Raw genomic sequence first — 17926 nt, 5'->3', positions numbered from 1 at the left:
CGATTGACCTCAAGCATCCCTCGGCCCGACCCGAGGTGATGTACAGCTGCCACCGATTACGGGACAGAGTCAGCGATACAGTGTATGTAGGTCAATTGAGAGAATCTCCAATCTACGCCAGCAGTGCCCCACGGTGCCCGATGGTGGGGCATTCCAAGGCGTGGCTTCACACGAGACCTTTCAGGAGATGCGGTGACGGCTGGGAACGCGAGGCCCATGAGCCGCATCGAGCAGCCGGAGGCGATGCGGCTACGGTTGCTGGCGGCCAGCGACCACGATCTGTCGATGGCCGAGGCACTGAACGTGGCCCTTCAGCAGGTGACCGCCGGCCTGGGTGGCCTCGGCGGCTTGGTGCACTGGCGCGACCCCGGTTCTGATCGGTTGCGCTTGGTGGCGGCCAGCGGACTTGCGCCGGAACTCGCCGGGGCATGGGCGGATCTCCGTGCGGACGAGGACGTGCCCCCCGCACGCGCCTTGCGCAGCGGCACATTCGTCTGGGTGGCCGAGGACAGCCTGGGGATCGGGGCCTCCGGCACTGCGGCAGTGCCTCTGCTCGGTACCAGCGGGCGAGTCGGTGCGCTTTCCGTGCTCATGGCAGGGCCCGACGAGCCGGATCCCGCGCAGCGGTCCTTTCTCGGCTCCGTGGCGGTGTGGGCGGCCGGACGCCTGGAAAAAGGTCACGCTACGCCGTCGGGTGTCGTCTCGGCGCCCGGGAAACCGCCGGCGATCGACTGGCCCGGTGGGGAGCTGCCCCGCGCGGTTGCGATCAGGCATTGGGAGTACGACGCCGCGGCCGGTTCCGTAACGCTCACCCAGCCGGTCATCGACATGCCCGGCGAGTCGCTGCAAGCGTTCGACGAGAGCGCGGACCTCTGCCGGCACCTTCCGGGCATCGAGGATCTGCCGACATTCACGGCCGACATCCGTGAGGCGTACGAAAGCGGGACGGCGCACGACACCGAATACCGAGTGCACCACAGCGACGGCACATTCGGGTGGGTACGAGCGCGCGGCCACATCGTGCCGGGTGAGCACGGCACCTCTGCCCGTATGGTCGGCACGCTGTGGGGCCCGGCTCACGCACAAGCCGCAGGCGATCCGGTCGTCGCCGCCCTTCGTGACATGGACGAAGGATTCCTGGCGGTCGACGAGGACTGGGCGGATCACCTGCGTCAACGAGGAGGCCGAGCGTCTCCTCGGCCCCGGCCGGACGCTGCTGGGCAGCGCTCTCTGGGATATTCCCGTAGGCCGCGCACCCGGTCTCGAAGCCCAGTGCCGGCGGGCGTCCGCCGAGAGGAAGCCGATCGGTTTCGATCTCCACGGGCCGACCGATCAGCGCGTCCGCCGTGTCCGGCTGGTCCCCTTGCAGGGCGGCGGGCTGACGATCTACTTCGCCGGTGTCACCGACGAGCGGCCAGAGGGAGCCGAGCGATCGGTCGGCGAGCGAAGCGAGACGGGGGTCCCCCCGGCCGGAGGCTGGGGGAGGGTCGCGGCTGGGCGAACCGCCCGGATGAGTGAGCTGACGGCGGCGCTGGCCGAAGCCGTCACATCCAGCGACGTGGTAAAGGCCGTCGCGGAGCGTGTCCTGCCGCCTTTCGGCGCCGACGGGCTGGTGGTCAACGCGCTTGAGAGTGGCCGGCTGCACGTGGTCGGATCCGTCGGATACACAGAGGAATTCCTGCGCCAGATCAGCGGGATCTCGCTCACGAGCCACATGGCGATCGCCGAAACGCTCCGCACCCGCACTCCCGGATTCGTCGAGTCGCCTGCCGAATATGTTCGGCTCTATCCCCAGTTCGAGGGCTTTGTGGCCGCGTCGACCAAGAGCGCATGGGCGTTCCTGCCTCTCATCGCCTCCGGGCACGCGATCGGTTGCTGTGTTGTCTCCTTCTCTCGGCCGCGCTCCTTCAGCGAGGAGGAACGCACCCTGCTGATAGCCCTGAGCGGGCTGATCGCGCAGACACTGGATCGGGCCCGGCTGTACGACGTGGAGCACACCCGCGCCCAGGAGCTCCAGCGCGGTCTGCTCCCCAGGACACTGCCCTCCCTGCCGGCCGTTTGCGCCGCCGCTCGCTACATGCCCGCGGGGAAAGGCGAAGAGGTGGGCGGTGACTGGTACGACCTGATCCCGCTGTCCGGCGATCGGGTCGCCATCGTGATCGGCGACGTCATGGGGCACGGCATCGCCGAAGCCGCCGTCATGGGGCAGCTGCGCACGGCGGTCCGCGCCCTTGCCGACCTCGAACTGGACCCAAACGAGCTGCTCAGCCACCTCAACGAACTCGTCTCCGACCTCGGCGACGACAAGTACGCCACCTGCTCCTACGCCGTGTTCGACCCCGTCACCCGTATCTGCTCGCTCTCCTTGGCCGGTCATCTCCCGCCTGTCATCGTCTATCCCGATGGGACGGTCCACTGCCCGGAGCTGGCCAGCGACCCGCCGCTGGGCGCCGCCGAACCTCCCTTCGAGACGCACGAGCTGCACCTGCCGGACGAGAGCCTTCTCGTGTTCTGCACGGACGGCCTCGTCGAATCCGCCACCCGGGACATCGACCAGGGACTGGCTCAGCTCAGGCAGACGCTGGCGAGGGCCGTGGCCCGGCCCTCGTTCTTCCCGACCGGCCCCCAACACGGTGACACCAGGCGCCTCGATGACCTTTGCGACGTCATCGTCTCGGCTTTGCTGCCCGACCGCGAGCAGACCAACGACGACGCGGTCCTCCTCGTGGCCCACACCCGAGGCACACCTGTCGACAGCGTCGCCTCGTGCAGCCTTCCGGACGACCCGCGGGCAGCCGGCCAGGCCCGGGAATACGTCCGCAGCCAGCTGGCCGGCTGGGGTCTGGACGATCTCGCCATGACCACCGAGCTCCTGGTGAGCGAATTGGTCGGCAACGTGATCCGGCATGCCAGCGGCCCCATGCGCGTGCGCCTGCTGCGCAGCCGGTCGCTGATCTGTGAGGTCTATGACGGCAGCCTCACCAGCCCGCGCATCCGGCGCGCCGCATACACCGACGAAGGCGGCCGGGGCCTGCACCTGGTGGCCGCTCTCTCTCAGCGGTGGGGCACTCGCCATCTCGACGAGGGCAAATGCATCTGGACCGAGCAGGACCTTCCGCTCGCCCATTGATCTGTCGACCGGCTCCGGTGGCGGACATCAGCCCGCCTCCGCCCGGACGGTGCCGGCCTGTACCGCTGCCACGATGTCCGAGGGCTTGACCGGTAGCTGCCGAACCCGCATCCCGTACTCCCGCAGGGCGTCGTCGATGGCCGCCGACACGGCCGACGGGGCCACCATGCGGCCGCCCTCGCCGCCGCCCTTGATGCCGTACTCGGTGAACGGCGAAGGCGTCTCGACGTGCCCGATGCGGAACGGCGGGACCTCGCCCGCGGTGGGGATCAGGTAGTCCCTGAAGGTCGAGGACAAGAACTGCCCGTCCTCGTCGTAGGCCAGCTCCTCGTAGAGCGTGGTCCCGATGCCCTGCGTGGCGCCGCCGGTGACGTGGCCGCCCAGGCTCTTGGGGTTCACGATCGTCCCGGCGTCGTGCACGGCCACGTAGTCGAGGAAGGAGGGGATCCCGGTGTCGGGGTCGACTTCCAGGACCGCGATGTGGCAGGCATGGCCCATGATCGGGTAGAAGACGCCGAAGTCCGAGCCGTCCGGTGCCGGCAGCGTCGTGTACGGATGGTCGTAGGTGTAGGACTCCTCCAGTCCGCTTGTCATGCCCTCGGGCAGGCTGAGCGCGAAGAAGTAGGCGGTGCCCGCGAGCTCCGCGAGGGTCAGCCCGGTCTCCGGGGCGTCTTTGACCTGCACGCGCGCGTCGACAAGTTCGAGGTCCTCCGCGGCCACTTCGAGGGTGTGCGCGGCGATGTGGATGAGTTTCTTCCGCAGCTTGCGCGAGGCGCCCCGGATCGCACCGGCCACCATGACGGTGTAGCGGCTGCCGCCCGGGCCCGTGCTGGGAAGCGCGTGGGCGGAGTCGGCATACCGGACGTTGACGCTCTCCGGCGGGATCCCGAACTCCTCGGCGAGGACGGTGGCGCCCACCGTCTCGGGGCTGTTGCCCCACATCGACTGGCAGTGCAGCAGGAGTTGGAACTGCCCAGTGGGGTCGATCGTCACCGTCGCGCTCTCGGGGCTGGAGGTGACGGGCAGGACGGGCTTTTCCACCAGGGACCAGAACTCGGTGGAGCTGAAGACGCTGCGCTCCTGGGTGGTGGCCAGGCCGATGCCGATGCAGCGGCCCTCCTCCGCCCGCAGCCGCTTCTGTTCGGCGCGCCACCTGTCCAGGTCGATCATCGATAGTGCCTTGTCCAGTACGGCTGGGTAGTCACCGCTGTCGTAGACGTTGCCGCCGGGGATCGTGTACGGGAACTGGTCGGGCTGGATGAAGTTGCGGCGGCGGATCTCCTCCGGAGCGAGCCCGAGCCGGGCCGCCCCGGAGTCGACCAGCCGTTCCAGCACCCAGTTGTGCACCTCGGAGCCGAAGCCGCGGTAGGCGCCCTGCTGGCACTTGTCGGTGAGCACGGCCCGCAGTCGGTACCTCACGTCCCGGAACCTGTAAGGGCCGACGACCTGGGAGAAGGCGTTGCCGTGGTGGCCGACGCCGAACTGCATGTAGGCGCCGTAGTCGTCGACGACGTCAATGTCGAGACCGACGATCGTGCCGTCGGCGCGAAAGCCCATGCGGGCTTCGTAGAAGCGGTCGCACCCGTGGTGGTCCGAGTTCACCAGGTGGTCGATCCGGTCCTCGACGTACGACACCGGGCGACCCACCCGCAGCGCCAGGAAGCCGGCGAGGGTGGGCACCTTGTGCGCGGCGAGCTTGCTGCCGAAGCTGCCGCCCGCCGGGACCGGCTTCATGGTCAGCTTGTTCGACGGAACCCTCAGCGCGCCCGCGATCAGGAAGGAGAAGTAGCTGAAGTTGAGCGAGTTGCAGTAGATCTCCAGTACGCCGTTGAAGCCGGGCTGGGCCACCGCGCCCGCGGTCTCCATCGGCATTCCGGCGGAGCGGCCCCAGTGCAGGGTGTCCTCGACGACGAGGTCGGCCCCGGCGAACGCGGCGTTCACATCGCCGAACTCGAAGGTCCGCTCGCAGCCGATGTTGCTGTCGTGCTCCTCGTGCAGCACGGCGGACTCGGGCTCCATGGCCGCCATGGGATCGGTGACCGGCGGGAGGTCCTCGTAGTCGACCTCCAGCAGGTCCACGCCGTCCTCGGCGAGGTACCTGCTCTCCGCGACGACGGCCGCCACGGCCTCGCCGACGTAGCGGACCTTGTCCACGGCCAGCGGATACTGCGCGATGGTGGCCGGGCCGAAGTTCATGCAGGGGTTCATCCTCGCCTTGCAGTCCTCGCCGGTGAGCACGGCGACGACTCCCGGCAGCTTCAGTGCCTCGGTGGCGTCGACGGACCTGATCCACGCGTGCGGTACGGGGCTGCGCAGGATCGCGGCGTGCAGCATGCCCGGCAGTTTGAGGTCGGCGATGTACCCGCCGCGGCCGACCAGCAGCCGAGGGTCCTCGACCCGCTTGCGGTCCTTGCCGATGTACTTGTAGCCGGACTTCTGGGCAGTGTCCGTGTGCTCGGTGGTCATCAGGAACGACCTCCCGCGGCGCCGTCGGCCGTCGCCTCGCCGCGGTCGGCCGCGGCCTCCCCCACTCTCGAATCCGCTCGAGCGGGGGGACCCCCATCGCCGCGGAGTTTGGCGCCGGCGGACTGGACCGCGTTGACGATGTTCTGGTAGCCGGTGCAGCGGCACAGGATCCCGGAGATCTCGTGACGCACCTCGGCATCGGTCATCTCATGACCGGTCTCGATGATCTCCTTGGTACGCAGCACCATCGCGGGCGTGCAGAAGCCGCACTGCAGCCCCTGCTCCTCGGCGAAGGACTCCTGGATGGGGTGCAGCTCCGTCGGGTCGACGGACAGGCTTTCGACGGTCTCGACCGCGTGCCCGTCCCCCTGGACGGCCAGCATCAGGCAGGAGCGCACGGAGTGGCCGTCGAAGAGGACGTTGCAGCATCCGCACTCGCCGTGCTCGCATCCGAGATGCACGCTGACCAGGTCGAGTTCGTCGCGCAGGAAGTCGGCGAGCGTTGTGCGCGTCGACACCTCGCGGGTCACGCCCCACCCGTTGACGTGCATGGTCACGGTCCGGCGGGCAGTGCCGTACTTGGCGGCGGTCGAGGTCGTCACTTCCCGTTGCTCCTCTCGTGGGCGCGTGCCACGGCCGCGGTGATCGCGCGCGACACCACGACGGAGGCGAGGTGCCGGCGGTAGGCGCGCGTGGCGTGCAGGTCGTCCCCCGAGGTCACCGAGGGAACGATCTCCTTGGCGGCCCTGGCGATGTTCTCCTCGGTCGGGGCCTCACCGATCAGTGCGCTCTCCACCGCGGAGGCGCGGACCGTCGCGACGGAGATACCCAGGACGCCGACGGAGACGGAGGTGAAGCGGCCGTCCTCGTCGAGGTTCACCACCGCGGCGGCGCCGGCGAGCGCAAGGTCGCCCACGCGCCGGGACACCTCCACGAAGCCGTGGCCCGCGGTCCACGGCGTCACCGGGTAGCGGATGGCGACGAGGACCTCCTCTGGCTCCAGGGCCGTGGTCATCCAGCCCTGGAAGAAGTCCTGGGCCGCGATGGTGCGGGTGCCCGACGGCCCGTGCACGACCACCGTCGCGTCGAGCGCCACCGCCGTGCACGGCAGTTCGGCAGCGGAGTCGGCGTGCGCCAGGCTGCCGCCGACCGTGCCGCGGTGGCGGTTCTCGATGTGGCCGATGTAGCCGGTGGCCTCCGGCAGCAGCGGGACCAGTTCGCCGACCAGCGGGTGGTCCTCCAGCTCGTACTGCCGAACCCCGGCGCCCACCTCCAGGATGTCGGCCCGGCGCTCGATCTTCTGCAGGTCACCGATCTTGTTGATGTCGATCAGTGCCTCCGGCCTGGCAAGCCGCATGTTGAGCATGGGGAGAAGGCTCTGTCCTCCCGCGAGGACGAGGGAGTCGTTGCCGTACTCGCTCTTGAGCGCGACGGCCTCATCGACGGATTCGGGATCGCAGTACGTGAATGGAGGCGGCTTCATCGCCTGTCCTTGGTTGCGGCTCCTGGGAAGGAGCAAGTGACCGGGCCCGGAGCCGAAGTGGGCTGCGGACGGTTACCCCGAGATTGCGTCGCGCGATTCGTCAGGTGATTGTGGGTGCCCCACAGGCTCCGAGGCGGTTCATACGCGGATGCCCATGGGCCCTCCGGCCCTGGGCGGGGTCAGAGCCATGCGCGGGTACGTAGGGGCAGTCATCGAGGTTCACGACATGGCCTCCTGTGTGCTGTGTGCTGTGTACGACGCACATCCGCACCGGCTCGGTGTCACTGCCGTTCTCCTTCTAGTGCACCACACCTGGCGCAACGACGACGAAGTGTCCCGGAACGCTCGCGGGCCTGGTCCCAGCCGGTCGCCGACCCACCGACGGCCGACGCCGCCGAGCACGTACAGGGCCGTTTCGGGCTCGCCGTGGCGGTGACACCTGTTTTCATACCCGCCGAGAGCACGAAGGACAGTCCCTGGATCCCCGTCTTCTGCCTGCTCACAGCGCCGGAAGTCGAGTGTGGCCTTGGCGCGGGAACAGCGACGCGCGATGGCCGCCGTGGCTGCCACTTTGGCCACAAAACACCAGGTCACAGACCTTGGCCATCGATCCTGAATGCGCTCCCCTTGCGCTCCCCTCCGCTCATGGGCATCCCACGAGCTGACCAACCATCAGGAGCGCAAGACAAAAGACCAGGCCAGAGGGCATCTGACCTGGTCTCAAGTGGAGCCGCCTTCGGGATTCGAACCCGAGACCTACGCATTACGAGTGCGTTGCTCTGGCCATCTGAGCTAAGGCGGCACGCCGTCCGCACCATGGTGCGATCAGCAACGTGGGAAAGTCTACACAGTTTCCGGGGGTGCTCCGTACGGGCCCCGGGAGCGAGGTCTCCGGGGCCCGTCGCAGGGGCTATGAGCAGCGCTTTCCGTCGACCGGAGGCGTGCCGCGGAGCAGGTACGCGTTGATCGTGGAGTCGATGCACGCGCTGCCGCGGCCGTAGGCGGTGTGGCCGTCGCCCTCGTAGGTGAGGAGGCGGGCGGAGGAGAGCTGGGCGGACAGGGCCCGGGCCCAGCGGTAGGGGGTGGCCGGGTCGCGGGTGGTGCCGACCACGACGATCGGGGCCGCGCCCTTCGCTTCGATGCGGTGCGGCTCGCCCGTCGCGCCCACCGGCCAGTACGCGCAGTTCAGGGAGGCCCAGGCGAGGCCCTCGCCGAAGACCGGGGACGCCTTCTCGAAGGCGGGGAGGTCGTTTCGTACCTCGTCCGGGGTGTCGAAGGTGGCCGGGAGGTCGAGGCAGTTCACGGCGGCGTTGGCGAACATCAGGTTCTCGTAGCGGCCGTCGGCGTCCCGCTCGTAGTAGCCGTCGGAGAGGACCAGCAGGCCCGCGCCGTCGTTCTCCTTCATCGCCGAGGTCAGCGCCTCGCGCAGCTGCGCCCAGGCTCCCTCGTCGTACATCGCCGCGATCACGCCGGTGGTGGCGAGGGATTCGCCGAGCGTACGGCCGTCCGCGTCGCCGGTGGGGACCGGGCGGGCGTCGAGCTTCTCGAAGAAGGCCTTGAGGTTGCGGCCGACCTGGGCCGGCGTCGTGCTCTTGCCGCCCAGCGGGCAGTCCGGCTGCTGCACGCAGTCCTTCGCGAACGACTGGAACGCCGTCTCGAAGCCCGCCGTCTGGTCGAGGTTCAACCGGCGCGCGGGCAGCGAGGGGTCCATCGCGCCGTCCAGGACGAGGCGGCCGGCCCGCTCCGGGAAGAGGCCCGCGTACGTCGCCCCGAGGAACGTCCCGTACGACGCCCCCACGTAGTTCAGCTTCGGGTCGCCGAGCGCCGCCCGCACGATGTCCATGTCCCGGGCCGCCTCGACCGTGGACACATGGCGCAGCAGCCGAGGCGAGTCGGCGCCGCAGCCCTCCGCGAACTCCTTGTACGCGTCGACGAGTTCGGTGGTCTCCCGCTCGTCGTCGGGCGTCATGTCCGTCTGCGTGTACGCGTCCATGTCCCGCCCGTCGAGGCATTCGACGGGCTCGCTGCGGGCGACGCCACGTGGGTCGACCGCCACCATGTCGTAGCGGGCGCGGACCTCGGCCGGGTAGCCGATCCCGGCGTACGCCTGCAGGTAGCCGATCGCCGAGCCGCCCGGCCCGCCCGGGTTCACCAGCAGCGAACCGAGACGCTTGCCCGAACCCGTGGCCTTCTTGCGCGCCACGGCGAGCCGGACGTCGCCGTCGGCTGGCTTCGCGTAGTCGAGCGGCGCCTTCAGCGTGGCGCACTCGAAGCCGGGGACGCCGCAGCTGCGCCAGTTCGCCTTCTGTCCGTAGTACGACGCGAGGGCGGCCGGCGTGGCCTCCGGCAACGCGACAAGCGCCGCATGAGCCGCCGCGCTGCCGGAGCTCGTCGTACTCCCGGAGGAGCAGGCGGAGACGAGCAGCGCGGCGGCGGCGAGGAGAACACCGCTGGTGCGGGCTCTGCGTGTTCGAGAGCGCTGGACGGGCGGATCGGTCTGGCCTGCCGTGGTGAGGGGGCGGAAGCTGCGCCTGGTGTACATCAACCGAGCGTAACTCTGTGCAGCCATCTGAATGCCCTCCGTGCATGCCATGGCTCGTACGAGTGACATGGTCAACCTCTCCCCGCCCCGTCCTCCTCCGCGCCCCTCCCCTCCTCTCCCCTCAGCTCAACTCAGCCTCAGCCTGCTCTCAGCGCCATCGTCATCGCTTCCACCGCGAGCAGCGGAGCCACATTGCGGTCGAGGGCCTCGCGGCACGCGGCGATCGCCTCGATGCGGCGGAGCGTGGACTCCGGGGAGCCGGCGCGGGCGAGCCGCTCCAGGGCCTCCTCCGCGTCGGCGTTGGAGATCGCCACGCGGGAGCCGAGCTGGAGGGCCAGGACGTCGCGGTAGAAGCCGGTGAGGTCGGTCAGGGCGAGGTCGAGGCTGTCGCGCTGCGTACGCGTGCGGCGTCGTTTCTGCTTGTCCTCCAGGTCCTTCATCACGCCCGCGGTGCCACGCGGCATCCGGCCGCCCTGGGAGGCGCCCATCGCTGTCTTGAGTTCGTCGGTCTCCTTGCCGTCCATGTCCTCGGCGAGTTGCTTGGCGTCGTCCGCTGCCGCGTCGACGAGTTCCTGGGCGGCCTTGAGACAGGCGCCGACGTCGTCGACCCGCAGCGGCAGCTTCAGCACGGCTGCCCGGCGCGCACGGGCGGCGGGGTCGGTGGCGAGGCGGCGGGCCCGCTCGACGTGGCCCTGCGTGGCGCGCGCGGCGGCCATCGCGGCGGCCGGCTCGACGCCCTCCCGGCGTACGAGCATGTCGGCGACGGCGTCGACCGCCGGCGTCGAGAGGTTCAGGTGACGGCAGCGGGAGCGGATGGTCGGCAGCACGTCCTCGATCGAGGGGGCGCACAGCATCCAGACCGTGCGGGGGGCGGGTTCCTCCACGGCCTTGAGGACGGCGTTGGCCGACTTCTCGTTCAGCCGCTCGGCGTCCTCGACGAGGATGACCTGCCAGCGGCCGTTCGCCGGCGAGGTGAACGACTTGCGGACGGTGTCCCGCATGTCGTCGACGAGGATCTGCGACCCGACGGCGGCGACGGTGGAGACGTCGGCATGGGTGCCGATCAGCGCCGTATGGCACCCGTCGCAGAACCCGCAGCCGGGGATCCCGCCGAGTGCGCGGTCCGGGCTGACGCACTGCAGGGCGGCGGCGAAGGCCCGCGCCGCCTGGTTCCGCCCCGCTCCGGGCGGTCCCGTGAACAGCCAGGCATGGGTCATCTTCGACGCCTCGGGCGGCGGCGTGTCGGCGGCGGCCGCGGTGACCAGGGCGTCGGCGTCCCGGGCAGCGGCACCGAGCTGCTCGCACACCCTCTCCTGGCCGACCAGGTCGTCCCAGACGGTCATCCCCTCACCCCGCCCTTTCGTCACGTTTCGCGTTGCGGCTTCCATTGTGCGGGGTGGCACTGACAGCGGCCGGGGCGGACCGTGTCGCCCCGGCCGCGAGCAGACGTACAACCCGGGGGCATCCGGGCCGCGCGGCCTGCGGGCAGTGTGCGCTGGGTCGGCCCCGACCCAGCCGACCCAGCGAACTGAGCCCCGCCGAACTCAACCCCGCCGGCCGCGCCCGCGCCGCCCCTTCCCCTCGTCGAACTCCTCGTCCCCGCGCGGCCCCAGCAGTTCGTCCGCCAACGTCGGCAGATCGTCCAGCGGCGTCTCCTCGGCCCAGTCCGACCGCGCGCGTCGCCGCGGTGCCCCGGACTCGTCGACCTGCGGCATCTCGCGCGTCCGGTCCTCGGTCCCGTCCGGCTGCGCCCCGGCGCCGGTGGTCCCGGCCTGATCGTCCCGGAAGTACCCCGGCGGAACCCGGTCCCCAGGAGTCTCGTCCCGCACGGGAGGCAGTACGGCCGTCTCGTCTGCCGCACCGGGCGGCGCCACCGGCGGCAGCACCGCCGTCTCGTCCGCCGCCCCCGCAGGAGCCGGCGGCTGCGGCAGCTCGGCCGTCACCTCGGCGTCCGGCCCTCCGGCGGCCTCCCCGGACGAGCGCCCGTCCGTCTGCTCGTCCCGCACGGGACGCAGCACCGTCGTCTCGTCCGTGCCCCTCGGCGGCACCGGGGGAAGCACCGCGGTCTCGTCGTCCGCGGCCCCCGGCGCCACCGACGGCAGTACGGCCGTCTCGTCCACCGGTCCGCCCGACGCGTTCGTCGGCGTCACCACGGGCGTCGGCACGGTCGCCGCGTCCGCCGCGGGGCCGGAAGCCGGCCGATTTCCCGGCGTCTTGGGCCCCGCCTGGGCCGCGGCCGCCGCCTGCTCGGCCAGCCGCCGGGCCTCCTCGGCGCGCAGCAGCGCCTCCTCGGCCTTCCGCTGCTTCTCCAGGCGCCGCGCCTCGGCCTCGGCACGCAGGCGCGCCTCCTCCTCGGCCTGCCTGCGGCGCCGGTCCTCCGCAGCCTTCCGGCGGGCCTCTTCCTCAGCCCGTGCCTTCTCCTCGGCGAGGAGCCGCGCCCGCTCCTCCTCGGCACGGCGGCGCGCTTCCTCGGCCCGCACCCGGGCCTCCTCCGCCTGCCGTTCGGCCTCTCGCCGCTGCGCTTCCTCCAGCTCGCGCCGCTTGCGCTCCTCCTCCTCGGCGCGCAGTCGTTCGAGCTGCTCCTGGCGCTCGCGCTCCAGGCGCTCCTCCTCGGCCTTGCGGGCGGCCTCTTCCTCCGCCTTGCGCCGGGCCTCTTCCTCGGCCTTCCGGCGGGCCTCCTCCTGGGCCTGGATCTCGGCCTCGGACAGCGGCAGCATCTGGTCGAGCCGATGCCGTACGACGGTGGTGACGGCCTCGGGCTCCTGGCCCGCGTCCACGACCAGGTAGCGCCCGGGGTCGGCGGCGGCCAGCGTCAGGAAACCGGACCGCACGCGCGCGTGGAACTCGGCCGGCTCCGACTCGAGCCGGTCGGGTGCCTCGGTGAACCGCTCGCGTGCGATCTCCGGCGAGACATCCAGCAGCACCGTCAGGTTGGGTACGAGCCCGTCCGTCGCCCAGCGGTTGATCCGGGCGATCTCGGTCGGGGACAGGTCACGGCCCGCGCCCTGGTAGGCCACCGAGGAGTCGATGTAGCGGTCGGAGACGACCACCGCGCCGCGCTCCAGGGCGGGCCGGACGACGGTGTCGACGTGCTCGGCGCGGTCCGCCGCGTACAGCAGCGCCTCCGCCCGGTGCGACAGCCCGGCGCTGGACACGTCCAGCAGGATCGACCGCAGCCGCTTGCCCACCGGGGTGGCGCCCGGTTCCCGCGTCACCACGACCTCGTGCCCCTTCGCCCTGATCCACTCGGCGAGGGCCTCGGCCTGGGTGGACTTCCCGGCCCCGTCGCCGCCCTCCAGGGCGATGAAGAAACCGGTGCCGGCGGGTGCCGTCACGGGGTCGTCGCCGCCGAGCAGCGCGTCCCGCAGGTCGTGCCGCAGGGGCACGCCGGAGCGGTCGTCGACCTTGGCCAGCACCAGTGCGGCCACCGGCAGCAGCAGCGCGCCGATCAGCATCAGGGTGAAGGCCGCGCCGCCGTGCGCGAACACGAACTTGCCGTTCTCCAGGCGGTGCGGGCCGATCGCCGCCGCCACCAGGGGCGCCACCAGCGCGCCCAGGGCCACGGAGACCCGTACGACCGCGTGCAGATGCTCGGTGGTCCGCGCCCGGCGGTACTCCTCGGCCTCCAGGTCGAGCAGCGTGTGCCCGGTGTTGGCGGCCACGCCCGCGCCGACGCCGGCCAGCGCGAGGATCAGCACCACGCTGGTGACGTCCGGGACGAGCCCGGCGGCCAGCAGCGCGACGCCGGTGAAGGCGAGCGCCAGTGCCAGCAGGCGGCGCCGCGACAGTGTGGGCAGCAGGGACGGTGCCGTACGGATGCCTACGACCACGCCGCCGGTCAGGGCGCCCACCAGGAGCCCGTACATCACCGGGCCGCCGCCCAGGTCCTTGGCGTGCAGCACGGACACGGCGACCGCGGCCGCCACCGCCCCGGCGATCGCCGCGCAGGCGAGCACCAGCAGCGGGATCGCGCCGGTACGGCCCTTGTCGACGCCGGTGCCCGTCTTGGGCCGGCGCAGCCCTTCCAGCGGCGACCGCGCGCGCGGGGTGCGGGTGCCGGGCAGCTCCAGGAAGGTCAGCACGGACAGGGACGCGGCGAACAGCCCGGCCGCGACATACGAGGCGAGGGCCGCCTGGTGCTGGGCGAACCAGGCGATTCCCGAGCCGAGCAGGTTGTTGAGCAGACCCGCGACCACGAGCACGGCGGCCGCGAGCGGGATCGCCACGAAGGTCGTGCGCAGTGTGAGGCGGCGCAGCGCGTCCATGTGGTCCGGCAGCGGTCGCACCGTCGCCCCCTCCGGGGGCGGGGCGGGCAGCAGTGCGGGCGCCGCGCTCTCGCGGCACACCGTCCAGAAGCGCTCGGCGACACCGGTCACGAAGGCGGTGACCAACAGGACGGCCAGCGCGTCCTCGGGTGTCCAGTCGATCCACAGGGGCGCCACGATGAGCATCGCGGCCCGCAGCCCGTCCGCGCCGACCATCGTCCAGCGGCGGTCCAGCGGGCCGTCCTGGGAGGTGAGCGCGGTCAGCGGGCCGAGGAGAACGGCCCCGAAGAGCAGCGTCGCGAGGATGCGCACCCCGAAAACGGTCGCCACTGCGAACGCCACGCCCCGGTAGCCGCCGCCGAACGAGCCCTCGGCGATCGCCGCTTGGAGGGCGAGGACGACCAGTACCAGAAGCGCGAGGGTGTCACCGACTCCGCCCACGAGTTGTGCGCTCCACAGCCGTTTCAGCTGCGGTCGGCGCAGCAGGGCGCGGACGGCGCGCTCGCGGGAGTCCGCGACCAGGGCGTCGTCGGGGGCCGGGTGAGGGGCCGTTGGCTGCTCCGCTGGGGTCATGCTTTCAGCCTATCGGGACCTACCGACAGGCCGGGGCGCGCGTCCGAACGTGCGCACGCCCCGACACCAAAGTGATGCCGGGGCGTTCGTTTTGCGAACCCTCAGTGGGGAAATACGGTGACCCTCACTCGTCGGCGGCCGTCTTCGAAGCCGTCGCCCGCTTCGCGGTGGTCTTCTTGGCGGTCGTCTTCTTCGCAGCGGTGGTCGTCTTGGCGGCGGTCTTCTTCGCAGCCGTCGCCTTCTTGGCCGGAGCCTTCTTGGCGGGCGCCTTCTTCGCCGTCTTCTTGGCGGGCGTCTTGGCCCGCTTCTCGGCGAGCAGCTCGAAGCCGCGCTCCGGGGTGATCTCCTCGACGCTGTCGCCGGAGCGCAGAGTCGCGTTGGTCTCCCCGTCCGTGACGTACGGCCCGAAGCGACCGTCCTTGACGACGACCGGCTTCCCGCTGACCGGGTCGTCGCCCAGTTCCTTCAGCGGCGGCTTGGCGGCGGCCCGGCCACGCTGCTTGGGCTGGGAGTAGATCTCCAGCGCCTCTTCGAGGGTGATCGTGAAGAGCTGGTCCTCGGTCTGCAGCGAGCGCGAGTCCGTGCCCTTCTTCAGGTACGGCCCGTAGCGGCCGTTCTGCGCGGTGATCTCCACGCCTTCGGCGTCCTTGCCGACGACGCGCGGCAGCGACATCAGCTTGAGGGCGTCCGCCAGCGTCACCGTGTCGAGCGACATCGACTTGAACAGCGAGGCCGTACGCGGCTTGACGGCGTTCTTGCCGGTCTTCGGGGTGCCCTCGGGGAGCACCTCGGTGACGTACGGGCCGTAGCGGCCGTCCCTGGCGATGATCTGACGACCCGTCTCCGGGTCGGCACCGAGCTCGAAGTCGCCGCTCGGCTTGGCGAGCAGTTCCTCCGCGAACTCGACGGACAGCTCGTCCGGCGCCAGGTCCTCGGGCACGTCCGCCCGCTGGTGGTTCTCGGAGTCCTTCTCGCCACGCTCCACGTACGGGCCGTAGCGCCCCACCCGCAGCACGATGCCGTCGCCCACCGGGAACGACGACACCTCGCGTGCGTCGATCGCGCCCAGGTCGGTCACCAGCTCCTTGAGGCCGCCGAGGTGGTCCCCGTCGCCGTTGCCGGCGTCTGCGGCACCGCCGCCGCCCGCGCCCTCGCCGAAGTAGAAGCGCCTGAGCCACGGCACGGCCTGCGCCTCACCGCGGGCGATGCGGTCGAGGTCGTCCTCCATCCTGGCCGTGAAGTCGTAGTCGACGAGCCGCCCGAAGTGCTTCTCCAGGAGGTTGACCACGGCGAAGGACAGGAAGGACGGCACGAGGGCCGTGCCCTTCTTGAAGACATAGCCGCGGTCGAGGATCGTGCCGATGATCGACGCGTACGTCGACGGGCGGCCGATCTCGCGTTCTTCGAGCTCCTTGACGAGGCTGGCCTCGGTGTAGCGGGCCGGGGGCTTGGTGGCGTGCCCGTCGACCGTGATCTCCTCGGCGCGCAGCGCGTCGCCCTCGCTGACCTGGGGCAGCCGGCGCTCGCGGTCGTCCAGCTCGGCGTTCGGGTCGTCGGCGCCTTCGACGTACGCCTTCAGGAAGCCGTGGAAGGTGATCGTCTTGCCGGACGCGCTGAACTCGACGTCCCGGCCGTCGGCGGCGGCGCCACCGATCTTCACGGTGACGGAGTTGCCGGTGGCGTCCTTCATCTGGGAAGCGACGGTCCGCTTCCAGATCAGCTCGTACAGCCTGAACTGGTCGCCGGTCAGTCCGGTCTCGGCGGGGGTGCGGAACCGATCGCCCGAGGGGCGGATCGCCTCGTGCGCCTCCTGCGCGTTCTTGACCTTCCCGGCGTACGTCCGCGGCTGGGCCGGGAGGTAGTCGGCGCCGTACAGCTGGGTGACCTGGGCACGGGCGGCGTTGATCGCCGTGTCCGACAGGGTCGTGGAGTCCGTACGCATGTAGGTGATGAAGCCGTTCTCGTACAGCTTCTGGGCCACCTGCATGGTCGACTTCGCGCCGAAGCCGAGCTTGCGCGAGGCCTCCTGCTGAAGCGTCGTCGTACGGAACGGGGCATACGGCGAGCGGCGGTACGGCTTCGACTCGACGGACCGCACCGAGAACTGGGTGTTCTCCAGGGCGGCGGCCAGCGCGCGGGCGTTGGCCTCGTCGAGGTGGAGGGTGTTCGCGCTCTTGATCTGTCCCACGGAGTCGAAGTCGCGGCCCTGCGCGACCCGCCTGCCGTCGACGGTCTGGAGGCGGGCGACCAGCGACGACGGGTCCGACGCGTCCCCCGCGCGGCCGGTCGCGAAGGTGCCCGTCAGGTCCCAGTACTCAGCAGAACGAAACGCGATGCGCTCGCGTTCCCGCTCCACCACGAGCCGGGTGGCGACGGACTGGACACGGCCGGCCGACAGTCGCGGCATGACCTTCTTCCACAGGACCGGCGAGACCTCGTAGCCGTAGAGGCGGTCGAGGATGCGGCGGGTCTCCTGGGCGTCGACCAGCTTCTGGTTCAGCTCGCGCGGGTTGGCGACGGCGGCCTGGATCGCGGCCTTGGTGATCTCGTGGAAGACCATCCGCTTGACCGGGACCTTGGGCTTGAGGACCTCCTGGAGGTGCCAGGCGATCGCCTCGCCCTCGCGGTCCTCATCGGTGGCGAGGTAGAGCTCGTCGGAGTCCTTCAGCAGGTCCTTGAGCTTCTTGACCTGGGCCTTCTTGTCGGCGTTGACGACGTAGATGGGCTGGAAGTCGTGCTCGACGTCCACGCCGAGGCGGCGGACCTCGCCGGTGTACTTCTCGGGCACCTCCGCGGCGCCGCTGGGGAGGTCGCGGATGTGCCCGACGCTCGCCTCGACAACGTATCCGGGGCCGAGATAGCCCTTGATCGTCTTCGCCTTGGCAGGCGACTCGACGATGACGAGTCGGCGGCCGCCCTTCGCGGTCTCGCTGGTCGGGGACAACTTCGCTCTTCTCTCCGGTCGACGCTGGGGCCTCCCCAGGCCTTGCTCCCGGGGTCGGGTCATGGTGACGCTGCGGAGTGTGACGGTACATCCCGCCCCCGTGTCAAACGGGAAAAGCCCGCAACGGCCACTCGAACGGTAACCCGACTCCCGCCATTCCTGCCGCCCGGAGTGCCCACCGGCCTTTTCTCGCCTATCCGGAGGGTGACCTCCCAATTATCCGGGCCTCGGCCTTCAGGCAGCTCTCGCGCGGTTCTTACACGCGCGTGAAGCACCACATGCCAAGGGCCAGCGCGATCAGCGCGACGATGCTCGCGACGGTCGCCGATGCGACAGGACTCACACCGAGGGCGACCGGTTCCCGGTGCCGGACGCGGGCCGCGGTCCACGCCAGCAGCCCACTTCCGAACAGGGCGAACACCACTCCCGAGAAGATCGCCGGTCCGCTCTCCATGGCTCCCCTTGCCCCTTTTCTCCTGACCCCGTGTGCCCAGCCCGTGGAGGCTGACACGCATGGGCGGCG

The 17926-nt window shown here is 70.8% G+C and carries 10 protein-coding genes and 1 tRNA gene; 2 read left to right on the top strand and 9 right to left on the bottom strand.

Translation table 11 applies throughout. From position 1 onward, the window contains the following. Positions 1 to 216 precede the first annotated feature (216 nt). Both QFZ76_RS28455 and QFZ76_RS28450 read left to right on the top strand, forming a co-directional pair. Positions 217 to 1518: a PAS domain-containing protein gene (locus QFZ76_RS28455; RefSeq protein WP_307676386.1), complete on the top strand. Its 1302-nt coding sequence runs from the start codon at positions 217 to 219 to the stop codon at positions 1516 to 1518. After that, positions 1511 to 3130 (top strand): SpoIIE family protein phosphatase, encoded by a 1620-nt coding sequence (locus tag QFZ76_RS28450; RefSeq protein WP_307676385.1) that lies wholly within the window; start codon positions 1511 to 1513, stop codon positions 3128 to 3130. Before QFZ76_RS28455 ends, QFZ76_RS28450 begins: the two co-directional genes overlap by 8 nt. Before the next feature lie 27 nt (positions 3131 to 3157). Here the strand turns inward: QFZ76_RS28450 and QFZ76_RS28445 are convergent, their stop codons facing one another. The 9 genes from QFZ76_RS28445 to QFZ76_RS28405 form a co-directional block, all read right to left on the bottom strand. Continuing rightward, a complete protein-coding gene (locus QFZ76_RS28445; protein ID WP_307676384.1) occupies positions 3158 to 5596 on the bottom strand; it encodes a xanthine dehydrogenase family protein molybdopterin-binding subunit in 2439 nt (812 codons plus the stop codon). Beyond that, entirely contained in the window at positions 5596 to 6198 is a 603-nt protein-coding gene (locus QFZ76_RS28440; RefSeq protein ID WP_307676383.1) for a (2Fe-2S)-binding protein, read from the bottom strand. The genes QFZ76_RS28445 and QFZ76_RS28440 overlap by 1 nt, the downstream gene beginning before the upstream one ends. Then, positions 6195 to 7079, bottom strand: a complete 885-nt coding sequence (locus QFZ76_RS28435; RefSeq protein ID WP_307676382.1) for a xanthine dehydrogenase family protein subunit M — start codon at positions 7077 to 7079, stop codon at positions 6195 to 6197. The genes QFZ76_RS28440 and QFZ76_RS28435 overlap by 4 nt, the downstream gene beginning before the upstream one ends. Positions 7080 to 7804: 725 nt before the next feature. Further along, positions 7805 to 7881: transfer RNA gene (locus tag QFZ76_RS28430), tRNA-Thr, on the bottom strand. Positions 7882 to 7989: 108 nt separating this feature from the next. Further along, positions 7990 to 9621 carry an alpha/beta hydrolase gene (locus QFZ76_RS28425; RefSeq protein ID WP_307676381.1) on the bottom strand — a complete coding sequence of 544 codons (1632 nt, stop codon included), beginning with the start codon at positions 9619 to 9621 and terminating at the stop codon, positions 7990 to 7992. A 137-nt stretch (positions 9622 to 9758) separates the two neighbouring features. Then, positions 9759 to 10964, bottom strand: coding sequence for a DNA polymerase III subunit delta' (locus QFZ76_RS28420; RefSeq protein ID WP_307676380.1), 1206 nt, complete (start codon positions 10962 to 10964; stop codon positions 9759 to 9761). Between the two features lie 201 nt (positions 10965 to 11165). Continuing rightward, positions 11166 to 14459, bottom strand: a complete 3294-nt coding sequence (gene tmk / locus QFZ76_RS28415; protein ID WP_307676379.1) for a dTMP kinase — start codon at positions 14457 to 14459, stop codon at positions 11166 to 11168. Positions 14460 to 14583: 124 nt separating this feature from the next. Then, positions 14584 to 17403 (bottom strand): type I DNA topoisomerase, encoded by a 2820-nt coding sequence (gene topA, locus QFZ76_RS28410; RefSeq protein ID WP_307676378.1) that lies wholly within the window; start codon positions 17401 to 17403, stop codon positions 14584 to 14586. Positions 17404 to 17659: 256 nt separating this feature from the next. Beyond that, positions 17660 to 17857 (bottom strand): hypothetical protein, encoded by a 198-nt coding sequence (locus QFZ76_RS28405; RefSeq protein WP_307676377.1) that lies wholly within the window; start codon positions 17855 to 17857, stop codon positions 17660 to 17662. Between the last annotated feature and the right edge of the window lie 69 nt (positions 17858 to 17926).

The organism is Streptomyces sp. V4I2, assembly GCF_030817655.1.
GTDB classification, from domain to species: Bacteria; Actinomycetota; Actinomycetes; order Streptomycetales; family Streptomycetaceae; genus Streptomyces; species Streptomyces plumbiresistens.
This window is presented reverse-complemented; position numbering and strand designations above follow the sequence as displayed.